The 11,389-nt window shown below is 65.4% G+C and carries 9 protein-coding genes and 1 pseudogene; 2 read left to right on the forward strand and 8 right to left on the reverse strand.

Features of this window, described 5'->3' with window-relative positions:
• Positions 1–4: 4 nt before the first annotated feature.
• The 8 genes and pseudogenes from hemB to CKW46_RS06640 form a co-directional block, all read right to left on the reverse strand.
• Positions 5–988, reverse strand: coding sequence for a porphobilinogen synthase (gene hemB, locus CKW46_RS06605; protein WP_015354481.1), 984 nt, complete (start codon positions 986–988; stop codon positions 5–7).
• 39 nt (positions 989–1,027) lie between these two features.
• Positions 1,028–2,701 carry a bifunctional uroporphyrinogen-III C-methyltransferase/uroporphyrinogen-III synthase gene (locus CKW46_RS06610; RefSeq protein ID WP_085979865.1) on the reverse strand — a complete coding sequence of 558 codons (1,674 nt, stop codon included), beginning with the start codon at positions 2,699–2,701 and terminating at the stop codon, positions 1,028–1,030.
• 24 nt (positions 2,702–2,725) lie between these two features.
• Positions 2,726–3,670 (reverse strand): hydroxymethylbilane synthase, encoded by a 945-nt coding sequence (gene hemC / locus CKW46_RS06615; RefSeq protein WP_117436576.1) that lies wholly within the window; start codon positions 3,668–3,670, stop codon positions 2,726–2,728.
• A gap of 13 nt (positions 3,671–3,683) precedes the next feature.
• Positions 3,684–5,105, reverse strand: coding sequence for a glutamyl-tRNA reductase (locus CKW46_RS06620; RefSeq protein WP_015354482.1), 1,422 nt, complete (start codon positions 5,103–5,105; stop codon positions 3,684–3,686).
• A gap of 110 nt (positions 5,106–5,215) precedes the next feature.
• Positions 5,216–5,485, reverse strand: a complete 270-nt coding sequence (locus CKW46_RS06625; protein ID WP_036426931.1) for a glutaredoxin family protein — start codon at positions 5,483–5,485, stop codon at positions 5,216–5,218.
• A gap of 5 nt (positions 5,486–5,490) precedes the next feature.
• Positions 5,491–6,477, reverse strand: a pseudogene (locus CKW46_RS06630) (MMPL family transporter); the annotation flags it as partial.
• A gap of 340 nt (positions 6,478–6,817) precedes the next feature.
• Positions 6,818–7,438, reverse strand: coding sequence for a cytochrome P450 (locus CKW46_RS06635; RefSeq protein ID WP_252872470.1), 621 nt, complete (start codon positions 7,436–7,438; stop codon positions 6,818–6,820).
• An 896-nt stretch (positions 7,439–8,334) separates the two neighbouring features.
• Complete coding sequence (locus tag CKW46_RS06640; protein ID WP_117436573.1) at positions 8,335–8,784, reverse strand: STAS domain-containing protein; 450 nt, start codon at positions 8,782–8,784, stop codon at positions 8,335–8,337.
• A gap of 321 nt (positions 8,785–9,105) precedes the next feature.
• On the opposite strand from CKW46_RS06640, the gene CKW46_RS06645 reads away from it, so the two are divergent.
• Together CKW46_RS06645 and CKW46_RS06650 are read left to right on the forward strand one after the other, a co-directional pair.
• Positions 9,106–10,326 (forward strand): acyltransferase family protein, encoded by a 1,221-nt coding sequence (locus CKW46_RS06645; protein WP_482052980.1) that lies wholly within the window; start codon positions 9,106–9,108, stop codon positions 10,324–10,326.
• Positions 10,327–10,458: 132 nt separating this feature from the next.
• Entirely contained in the window at positions 10,459–11,163 is a 705-nt protein-coding gene (locus tag CKW46_RS06650) for an Rv0518 family GDSL lipase (RefSeq protein ID WP_369797338.1), read from the forward strand.
• Positions 11,164–11,389: the final 226 nt, after the last annotated feature.

The raw sequence follows: 11,389 nt of genomic DNA on the forward strand, positions 1-11,389 counted from the left end.
TCCGTCACGACAGCCAACTCGCTGCATCGGCGGCCCAATAGGTGAGCACGATATCGGCCCCGGCACGCCGGATGCTGGTCAGCGACTCCAGGGCCGCGGCCCGCTGGTCGATCCAGCTGTTGGCCGCCGCCGCACAAATCATCGCGTACTCCCCCGAGACCTGATAGGCGGCCACCGGCACCGGGGAAATGTCTGCGGCCGCGGCGACGACGTCCAGATACCCCAAAGCGGGTTTGATCATCACGATGTCGGCACCTTCGTCCAGATCCAGCTCGACCTCGCGCAGCGCCTCCCGCATGTTGCCCGGTTCCTGCTGGTAGGTGCGCCGATCCCCGGACAGGCTGCAGCTCACCGCTTCTCGGAAGGGGCCATAGAACGCCGAGGCGAACTTGGCCGCGTAGGCCAAAATCACCACGTCGGCGTAGCCGGCCTCGTCCAGCCCGTCGCGGATCGCACCCACCTGGCCGTCCATCATCCCGCTCGGTCCCACCACATGGGCGCCGGCCTGCGCCTGCGCGACCGCCAATTCGACGTAGCGGGCCACGGTCGCGTCGTTGTCGACACGGCCCCGGTCATCGAGCACCCCGCAGTGCCCGTGGTCGGTGAACTCGTCCAGGCAGGTTTCGGCCATCAGCACCGTCGCGTCCCCGAGATCCTTGGCCAAGTCGCGCAGGGCCGCGTTGAGAATGCCGTCGGGATCGGTACCGGCCGAGCCGACGGGGTCCTTCGACGTGTCACGGGGCACCCCGAACAACATCAGGCCGCCCACCCCGGCGGAAACGGCGTCCGCGGCGGCGCTGCGCAGCGAATCGCGGGTGTGTTGCATCACCCCCGGCATCGACGCGATCGGGCGCGGCTCTTCGATACCGTCGGCGACGAACATCGGCAGCACCAAATGCCTTGGCTCCAAGGAGGTCTGCGCTACCAAGCGGCGCATCGCCGCAGTCGAGCGGAGCCGGCGCGGCCGCTGCCGCGGGTAGGCGCCCATCAGTGGCGGCCCGCCACTAGCATCCCTCCGTGTGCACCACTAGCGCCGGCGACTCTTCTTGCGAGGCGGGGGCAGGGCTCCTTCGGCGCGCAGCCGGGCGGCGTGCTCGGCCAGCGCGTCCACCAGCGGACCCACCGCGGCAGTCTCGGGTTGGACATCCACCCGGAGCCCGAACTCGGCGGCCGTTTCGGCGGTCTTGGGTCCGATGCAGGCGATGATGGTCCGCGCGTGCGGCTTACCGGCGATACCGACCAGATTGCGCACCGTAGAACTCGAGGTGAAGCAGACCGCGTCGAAACCGCCCGTCTTGATCATCTCGCGGGTGGCCGCCGGCGGCGGAGCGGCCCGCACCGTGCGGTAGGCCGTCACGTCCTCGATCTCCCAGCCACGCTCGCGCAGCCCCTCGGCCAGCGTCTCGGTGGCGATGTCAGCGCGCGGCAGCAACACCCGGTTGACCGGATCGAAAATGCTGTCGTAGGGCGGGAATTCGTCCAGCAGGCCCAGCGAGGACTGTTCCCCGGCCGGGACCAGCTCCGGGCTGATCCCGAAAGCGCGAACCCGGTCGGCAGTCGACTCGCCCACACAGGCGATCTTCACTCCGGAGAACGCCCGGGCATCCAGGCCGAACTCGCCGAACTTCTCCCACACCGCGCGCACGGCGTTGGTGGAGGTGAACACGACCCATTGGAACCGGCCGTCGACCAGGCCTTTGACCGCGCGTTCCATCTGCGCCGGGCTGCGCGGCGGTTCGACGGCGATCGTCGGCACCTCGACCGGCAGGGCACCGTAGGACGTCAGCCGCTCGCTCATTTCGCCGGCCTGGTCTTTGGTTCGGGGTACCAATACGGTCCAGCCGTACAGTGCCCGGCTCTCCCACCAGTTCAGCTTGGCGCGATTGCTCACGGTCTTGCCGATGGTCACCACCAGCGGCCCGGTCAGCGGGCCGGCAGGGTCGGTTCCACCCAGGATGGCCGGATCGGTCAGCCCCTGCAGGGTGGTTTCCACCGAGCGCTGTTGGCAGGTGGTTCCGTGCGCGGTCACCACGCACGGCGTTGTGTCCGCCAGCTCGTGCTCAACCAGCGTGCGGGCCGCGTCAGCCAGATGTGACGCGGTGGCCTGCAGGATCAGCGGACCCGGTGCGGCGGCCAGCGCCTCCCAGTCCACGTCGCCACGCACGTCGGCAACCGTGTGCGCGGAGCCCAGGGGCAGTCCCGCATAGGTCGGGACCGCGCTGGTTGCCGCCAGACCGGGCAGGATCTCGATCTGCAGGTGGCTGCGGGTAATGGCGTTGACCTCGGCGATCACCGCGTCCACCGACATCGGGTCACCGGCCACCAAACGCACCACGTCGGCGCCCGAACGGGCTTCGGCGGTCAGCGTTTTGGCAACTTCGGTGGGATCACCCAGCGCCGGGCGGATGTCCGGACCACTAGAGACCACCGCCGGAACCGCCTGGTCGGACTCACCCTCGGCGGGGCCGCCGGTCGCAGCGTCAGCATTGTCGGCCACTGCAGTCGCGGGCGCCGGCCCGGAGACGGGCGGCAGATCGTTACCGATCAGGGCCAGCACCGACTCAGGCACATCGGGGTCCGTGAACACCAGGGCGGCGTTCGCCAGTACCGCGGCGGCCCGTGTGGTCAACAGACCCGGGTCACCTGGGCCAGAGCCCACATAAGTAATGCGGCCCGGCCTCGGCTTGCGCCCTCGTGTCATCATTGTCGCTCCCAAGTCACTCACTCAACTTCCTTGCGGGGAATTGCCCTCTCCCCACATCAGCTCTCGAGCGCCCAGCTCGAACAGCTCCGCGGCAACGGCGAGCCCAAGCTCCCGTGCCCGACTGGAAGTGCCGATTCCGGACGCGCGGATCACGTCGGATCCGTCCAGTGCCGCCACGCAGCCGCGTAGCGACAGCTCTTCGAAAACCCGTCCCTCCTCGTCGATGGACTCGACCACCTCAGCGATCGCACCCACCGGCGCGGAGCAACCAGCCTCCAGTTCGGCGAGCAGGGCTCGCTCGGCGGTGACCGCTGCCCGCGTGTCGGCGTCGTCCAACTCCGCCAACACTGTTGCCAGCCGACTATCGCCGGCTCGACATTCGATCGCGAGCGCACCTTGAGCAGGCGCTGGCAACATCTGTACCGGCTCCAGCGTCTCGGTGACGTCGTCGAGACGGCCCAGCCGGGCCAGCCCGGCCCGAGCCACCACGATGGCGTCAAGATCACCATTACTTACCCTGTTCAACCTGGTATCTAGGTTGCCTCTTAGGGGGCGGATTTCCAAACCGAGACCCAATGCTCTAAGCTGCGCGGCCCGCCGCGGCGACGAGGTTCCCACCAGCGAACCGACCGGCAATTCCCCGAGCACCAGCCCGTCGCGGGCAACAACTGCGTCGCGGGGGTCCTGTCGTGGCGGAATGGCCGCAATGGTGAACCTGGGGTCCTGGGCGGTTGGCAAATCTTTGTGCGAGTGCACAGCGGCGTCGACGCGGCCGTCCTCGATAGCCTCGCGCAGCGCGGTGGTGAAAACCCCCACACCGAGAGTTTCGATCGGCGCCGAGGATCGATCGCCGAGCGTGCTTATGGTGACCAGCTCGGCGGCATGGCCATTGGCGATGAGAGCGTCTCTAACGGTCGCAGCCTGGGTGGTGGCCAGCAGGCTGCCCCGGGTGCCTATCCGGATCACGTGCGCCAATCAGCTACTCGGCGGAAGGGTTGGGGGCAGACGGGGTCGGGCCGGCCGACGGGCCATCAGCGCCCTGCGGGCCGGCTCCGGCATCCAATCCGCTTGAAAAGACGGGCAATTCGCCGGCGGTCGCTACGGCGTCGACGGCGGTCTGGTCCAGTTGGAACAGCTCGCGCAATGCCTCGGCATAGCTGTCGCCACCAGGGGCACTGGCCAGTTGTTTGATCCGCACCGTCGGCGCATGCAGCAGCTTGTCGACCACCCGTCGCACCGTGCGGGCCACCTCGTCGCGTTCGGCGCTGTCCAGCCCCGGCAGCCGGTTGTCCAGGCGCAACAATTCCGCCTCGACCACGTCCGCGGCACGCTGGCGCAGCGCCGTAACGGTCGGAATGACTTCGGCCATCCGCTGCCCCGCCAGATAGCCGGCGACTTCGGCCGCGACAATGTGGCGGGCCGCAGCAACGTCGGCGGAAGCGGCATGGGCCGACGGTTCGCGTTGCACCCGCTCCACGTCGATCAGCCAGACACCGGGCAGCCTGGCCACGGCCGGGTCGACATCGCGGGGCATCCCCAGATCACAGATGACCAGGGGCCGGGTCGTCTCGTCGCGGCGTGCGGTGGCCAGCGCGTGGTGCACGTCGGCCAGGGAAACCACCGGAGCCACCGCCCCGGTGCAACTGACCACCGCATCTGCGTCGGTCAGCACTTCGGCCAGCCGGTCCAGTGTCCGGGCTTCGGCGAGCACGCCCGACTGCCTGATCTTGCCGGCCAGCCGCTGTGCACGGGCCAGCGAACGGTTCAGCACGTGGACTTTGCCGATGCCGGCCCGGGTCAGATGTGCGCTGGAGAGCGCCCCCATCGACCCCGCTCCGATGACCACGGCGGTCTTGGCGCCCAAACCGCCCAGCTTGCGTTCGGCGATGCCCAGCGCGACCGACACCACCGAGGCGCCCGCGGCGTCGATCGAGGTCTCCGAGTGCACCCGTTTGCCCACCGACAGCGCGCGCTGGACCAGCTCGTGCAGCACCCGGCCGACGGTGCGGTTGGCCTCGGCGGCGGAGTACGAACGGCGCACCTGGCCGAGCACCTGCTGCTCGCCGACCACCGCCGAATCCAGTCCGCTGGCCACCGCGAACAGGTGCTCGACGGCCGCCTCGCTATAGCGCACGTAAGCGTGTTTGGTCAGCTCCCCCATCGACATACCGGAGTGATCGGAGAGCACCTGTCCAATCGCCGACAAACCGCCGTGGAACGCCTCGACAACGGCGTATACCTCGACGCGGTTGCACGTCGACAGCACCATGGCCTCGGTGACCAGCGGCGACTGCAGCACCCGGTCGACGATTTTGACTTGCTCGGACTCCTCGATGCTGAGTTGTTCCAGGACGGAGACCGGCGCACTACGGTGCGAAACCCCGAAGAGCAAGATGCTCACGGCAGCATCACCTGGCCCGCTCCCTTGCGTCTCGAGAAAGTGAACTGCTCTCTACGGTAGACGCTTGGTAGTTGGGCTACCAAATAATCGACTAGACGGGTATGGGCTCCTCAGCTGGCCAGGTCAGCCCGCAGCCGGGGTTCGTCGACTTCCCAGTAGCTGTGCTCGCGCCCATCCAGCAGAATCACCGGCAGCCGGTCGCCGAACTCGGCCCGCAATTGTGCGTTGCCGGCCGACGCGGCGACGTCGACATCGGTGCTGACCAGGTCAAAGTCGAGCTCACCGGCCAACTCGGCCAACTGCGCGTGCACTCGCAAGCAGATCGCGCAACCATCGCGGGTCAATAGCTCCACCTGCCGGCGATGTGTTGGCTCTGTCATGGGCATCAGTGTGGCAGCTCACCTGACGGCTGAATTGGCGCACGTCCGGCGACGGTGACATCGCTGCTGTTCGGCGTGCCCGGGGCACCAGGTTCGGGAAGGCGATGGCCCTCTGGCGACTTGTTCTCCGGCGACAGCAAGGGCGCACGAACCAGGCTGCGGGGTCCCGACGGCCGCAGCATTTGGCTGGCCGGGCGCGGGCGAACTCGTTGCGGCCACCAGAACCAACGGCCCAGCAACGCCGCGATGGACGGCGTCATGAACGAGCGCACGATCAGCGTGTCGAACAGCAGGCCCAATCCGATGGTGGTGCCGATCTGCCCGATGATCCGCAAGTCACTGAACACGAACAGCGACATCGTCACAGCAAACACCATTCCGGCGGCTGTCACCACGCCTCCGGTACCGGCCATGGCACGAATGATCCCGGTATTGAGGCCGGCGCCGATCTCCTCTTTGAGCCGGGAGATCAGCAGCAGGTTGTAGTCCGATCCCACCGCCAGCAGCAGGATCACCGACATCGCCAGCACCATCCAGTACAGCTCAATGCCGAGAATGTCCTCCCAGACCAGCACGGATAGGCCGAACGAAGACCCCATGGAAAGCAGCACGGTCCCGACGATCATCGCGGCGGCCACCACGCTTCGGGTGATCAGCATCATGATGATCACGATCAAGCTGATCGCGGCCACGCCGGCAATCAGCAAATCGAAGGTCGCGCCCTCGCTGATGTCCTTGAACGTCGCCGCGGTGCCGCCCAAATAGATCGCCGCACCCTGCAACGGGGTGCCCTTGATCGCCTCGCGCGCCTCCTGCTTGATCGACGCGACGCGCGAGATGCCCGCTGACGTCGCGGGGTCGCCGTCGAGCGCGATGATGAACCGCGCCGCCTTGCCGTCCTTGGACAGGAACATCTTCAGACCACGTTGGAAATCCGGATTCTTGAAAGCCGACTCCGGCAGATAGAACGAATCATCGATTTGGGCCAGCTCAGCAGCCTCAGCGGCGAGTCGATCCTGTAGCTGGGAATGTTGCCCTAGCGCCCACAGTGCGTAGGTCAGCACCGTCGAGGTGGTGTCTTCGCCGAGGATCATGAAATAGACCATCTCGTCACAGATCTGCTGTGTCAGACAAGGACTCTCCGGTGTTGGGGTCAGTCGCATCAATCAGGGCCCTAATCAGCGGTGCTTCTCGACTCGGATCAGCCCGGCACGCCGCCAGCATGTCGGCCGCGATCTTGTACATAGCGTCGTAGGCGCCCCGAGCCCTTCGTCGCGCTGGGGTCGGTAGCCAGTGCGGCGCGCGCACAGGTCGTGCGGAACGATCAGCCGCTCATTTCGCCGCCAATGTCACGCCAGTGGTTATCACGTCAGCCTTGTCCTGTAGGTCCAGCCCAAAAACCGAGTGCCCCACGACACGAAGAACCAGCGCGTGAGAAGCCGCGTTCAGATCGACCTCCGCGCCGTCAGGCCATCCCAGGAGTATGTGATTGGCTGCCTCGGACATGTGTCCAGCAAATCCGGCGACGCGCTGCTTGGTGAATATCGGCTGCAGTGTGCGCCTTCGTGGAAGCCAGGTGTCGTGCGGGAGGTTCAGCACGCTCTCGCCGATGGCGCGACGCAGATCCTTCAAGAGTGGCAGCGTTCCTCGGTCCGACAACGCACCTGAGCGCCCCAAGACGTCGCGAGCCCCTTGGGGTGAAGTGACCATGACCATTGGTGGTACGAGCCGTTTGGGACCCAACCAGATACGAGTCACCGACCCACCAGCGTCACGCAGGGCCTCACTGCCAACATGAAGCGTCTTGAGCGCCTTCAGCTGTTGCCAGTAAGGCAGTGGGTTTCTCGGCGCCAAGGGCAAAGAACGGATATCGGGCGGATCAACCACCAAGACAACCCTTTCAACCAAGTATCTCGTCGGACGTTGCGTTCGATCAAAGGCACTGAACTCCATTTGGCCAGCCCGAAGCCTTCGGCCGCTGTACTGCCGATAGGGCGAGAGGCTGCTGAGATTTCGACACCAATCAAAGAGCGTTGGCCTCAAGGGATTCTCAATGAATCTGGATGACCCAGCATGGTCGCGTTGGTTTCTTCCCCGACCGTCCGTGCCGGGCCGCGATGTCGACGATCTGCTTACATCAGACTGCGCCGTACATGCGTTTGTGTTCGGAGATCGCTGTTGATCGGAACGGGTGGGAGGTTTCGTCGGGAGGCTGTGGTGGTTGCCGTTGGTGGGTAGCGTGAGGTTGCGCGGTCTGCGATAGTGCTTATAGCTCAGCGGGATTCGCGTTTCCCGTGCTGCGCGGTGCGGGTCGGTGGGTCGATGTTGCTGATGGCCGAGAGTGTCGGGTCTTGCGAATAGTTCTGCTACACAACATGATCCGTAACTCAGAATCGTTATCTGCTGATGTGAGAGGTATTTAGCGGCGTCGCGAGGGTCAGATGCAACGATGCGGTGTAGCTGTTGCCCCGAGTTGGCTCACTTTAGTGCGCCTCGTCAGCGAGGACGTGAATCGGCAGCGGCTCGGAATCCGCCGGCGAGGCGCCGTATTAGTGCGCAAGCCTCGGCTAAACCACTCCCAAAGTTCAAGGCGCCACAGCTACCGCGAACCGCCAATCGTGAGCCAAATCAGGACAGGCCACCTCAACGGTGGCCGGCGCTCCCGTTACCGCAGGTCAATCCGTCACGGCGTCGGTGATCTATCACCCACAGCAAATGGGTGCTGACCCTGACCCCTGGCGACCCTGGCGGGGTGCTCGCGGTCGTGGGAGTCTGCCGGCTGCGGCGGGCGCGATTCGGGCGCGATAACTGCCCAGCGGGCCTGCCGACAACAGCTCGGATCTCGCGCGCTAAGCGGTTTTGCGGACCAGCGACAACATCAGCTGACGGCGCCTGCTGTTGGCCTCAGCCAGGTTGCGCAGCGCCTCGTGCACCGAATGCGCGACCGGAAACATCGTTGCCATGTCCTCACCCAGTAGCTCAACCACGGCCGGGCCTGCGACCAAGGTCCATTCCGCTCCCGCGGCGTGGCACTCCTCATCGATGGCGGCCAGCAGCGAGATCCCGGCCGGAGAAAAGTGACTGACGTCGCCGACATCGAGGACCACCGGGTTCGTCCCGTGGATGAAGTGCTGGATGCGCTCGGTGACCTGATCGACATTGACGGCATCGATCTCGCCCCGGATGGTCACGATGGTGGCCAGGTGGCGGCAGTGCGCGCGGACCACCGCGCCGTTGCACTCGAAGGTGCCATTTTTCTGTCGATCGGCGAAGCTCGACGCAGTGATCGCGATACCCATCAGCGGCCCCCATTCCCCTTGGCGTTGTGTAGCTCGGACCCGGTCAAATTCTGTCTCCCAACGCTGCACGTCAAAACTAAGGAGACCAACAGTTGCGTCTAACTCTTTGCTAAAGATGTGAGGCCGGCGACCCGCCGCGCGCTTCCCAACCGGTGCACAGGCTTCGTGCGGCATTTCGGGCGAGCGGAGCTGTTAGGCTGCCGATTGCCCGTCGGGGGGCTCGTGAGGTGGCTGGATCCCCGGGTCAGCCGCACTAGCAGGCGAACCAGACAGCGGATTTCTAGATGGAGAGAGCGCGGAAAGACCATCGTGCGCAGCCCAATGCTCCAGGGTGAGATCAAAGCCCTGACGGGACTCCGCATCGTCGCCGCGGTGTGGGTGGTGCTGTTTCACTTCCGCCCCATGCTGGCCGATGCATCGCCGGATTTTCGGGAGAACCTCGCTCCGGTGCTCAACTGCGGCGCACAGGGCGTCGACCTGTTCTTCATCCTCAGTGGGTTCGTGCTGACCTGGAACTATCTCGATCGCATGGGCCATTCGTGGTCGACGCGGACGACCCTGCACTTTCTGTGGCTGCGGCTGGCCAGGGTGTGGCCGGTGTACCTGGTCACCATGCACCTTGCCGCGCTGTTGGTGATCATGACCCTGCACGTGGGGCATGTGCCGCTGCCCGAGGTCGGTCAGCTCACCGCGGTCAGCTACATACGCCAGGTGCTGATGGTGCAATTGTGGTTTCAGCCCTTCTTCGACGACTCCAGCTGGGATGGGCCGGCCTGGTCGATCAGCGCGGAATGGCTGGCCTACCTGCTGTTCGGCGCACTGGTTCTGGTCATCTTCCGGATGACGCATGCCACCCGGGCGCGCAACCTGATGTGGTTGGCGTTCGCGGCGTCGTTGCCCCCGGTGATCCTGTTGCTGGCCAGCGGCCAGTTCTACACGCCCTGGAGCTGGTTGCCCCGAATTGTCACCCAATTCGTTGCGGGTGCGCTGGCCGCCGCCGCCGTGCGCCGATTGCGGCTGACCGACCGGGCCCGGCGGGCCTCCGGCTACCTGTCGGTCCTGCTGATCGCTGCCATCGTGGGCATCCTCTACCTGGTTGACGCGCACCCGATAAGCGGAGTCGTGGACAGCGGCGGGGTGGTCGACGTGCTGTTTGTGCCGTTGATAGTCACCCTCGCGGTCGGCGTGGGTAGTCTGCCGAGGTTGCTGTCGACTCGGGTCATGGTTTACGGCGGTGAGATCTCGTTCTGCTTGTACATGGTTCACGAGCTGGTGCACACGGCATGGGGTTGGGCGGTGCTGCAATTCGAGCTCACGCCGCAGGACAATCCGTGGAAATGGAATGTCATCGGCCTGCTTGTGATCGCCGTGGCGGCCTCGGTACTGCTGTACCACTTCATCGAAGAGCCAGCCCGGCGCTGGATGCGTAGGATGGTCGATGTCAGAGCCGTGACGGCCAGAATCGAGCCCAGCGAGCCGGTGAACGGTAAGCGCAATCAGGCCGATGGTGCGCTGGAAGGGTTTTCGGCTCGCGCGGTTTGAACAGTGGCGCGCTTGGCCGTGATTCATCGGGCGTGACACGTGGGATGCGTCATTTGCGAGGTAGCGACGGGTTCCCCGTATGATTTGATTTGCATGCGGCACACAATGATTCGGTCTGTGGTGGAGGTGGTGGTGAGTCGTCTGGTCATGGTCGTGATCGGTCTCACCCTGCTCGTCGGTGTGGTCGTTGGATTTCCGCTGCGCCCGCTGCACCCGGCGCGGGCGCGCGCATACGACGCCCTGACCGTGGACTATCGGCTCAGCCATATCGCGGTGATCGGTGATTCCTACACCACCGGCACCGATGAGGGCGGCCGGGGACCGAATGCGTGGACTTCTCTTGCCTGGCGAGAGCTGGCCCAGCGAGGCATGCGGATCAACGCCGACGTCGCCGCGGAGGGCAGGGCCGGTTACGGCATGCCCGGCGACCACGGCAGTGTGTTCGAGGATCTGACCGCCGGTGCGGTCAAACCCGACGATGCACTGGTCGTGTTCTTCGGCTCGCGCAACGACCAAGGGGTGGACCTAGGGCTGCTCGGCGACCGGGCGCGCAATGCATTCGACCTGGCGCACCGCGTCGCGCCCTCGGCGCGGCTACTGGTGATCGGACCGCCATGGCCGACCCCTGACGTACCCATTCCGGTGTTGCAGATTCGCGACGTCGTCCGCGCGGCCGCCGGCTTCGCACAAGCCGAGTTCGTCGATCCGATCGCAGAAGGCTGGTTCTTTGACCGCCCCGACCTGATCGGCGCGGACGGTGTGCACCCCAACGACGCCGGACATGCATATTTGGCGGATAAGATTGCGCCGCTGATCGGCGCGCGGCTGGCCGGTTAATTCCAGGTAACTTGATTAGCTCGCAAACGCGAAGTTGCGCTGGGTGTTTAGCGAGCATGCGGCTGACTTCTCAGTCTTCGGCGTGCCGTTCGTAGTCCCAACGTTCAAGGCGCGCTTGCAATTGCATGAGGCCGAGTCCCGCGAGCGGCGTGACGACCGTGGCGAATACCAACAGCATCGGACTCATATCTGAACCTCCAAAGCTCTTTTATTCCTAGCACGTTCG

This window comes from Mycobacterium liflandii, from assembly GCF_022354805.1.
GTDB lineage: Bacteria > Actinomycetota > Actinomycetes > Mycobacteriales > Mycobacteriaceae > Mycobacterium > Mycobacterium marinum.

Bases quoted from the DNA above. Each gene is read 5' to 3' on its own strand.
- hemB (WP_015354481.1), bottom strand. From the start codon at position 988: ATGGGCGCCTACCCGCGGCAGCGGCCGCGCCGGCTCCGCTCGACTGCG.
- CKW46_RS06610 (WP_085979865.1), bottom strand. From the start codon at position 2,701: ATGACACGAGGGCGCAAGCCGAGGCCGGGCCGCATTACTTATGTGGGC.
- CKW46_RS06625 (WP_036426931.1), bottom strand. From the start codon at position 5,485: ATGACAGAGCCAACACATCGCCGGCAGGTGGAGCTATTGACCCGCGAT.
- CKW46_RS06635 (WP_252872470.1), bottom strand. From the start codon at position 7,438: ATGGAGTTCAGTGCCTTTGATCGAACGCAACGTCCGACGAGATACTTG.
- CKW46_RS06640 (WP_117436573.1), bottom strand. From the start codon at position 8,784: ATGGGTATCGCGATCACTGCGTCGAGCTTCGCCGATCGACAGAAAAAT.
- CKW46_RS06645 (WP_482052980.1), top strand. From the start codon at position 9,106: ATGCTCCAGGGTGAGATCAAAGCCCTGACGGGACTCCGCATCGTCGCC.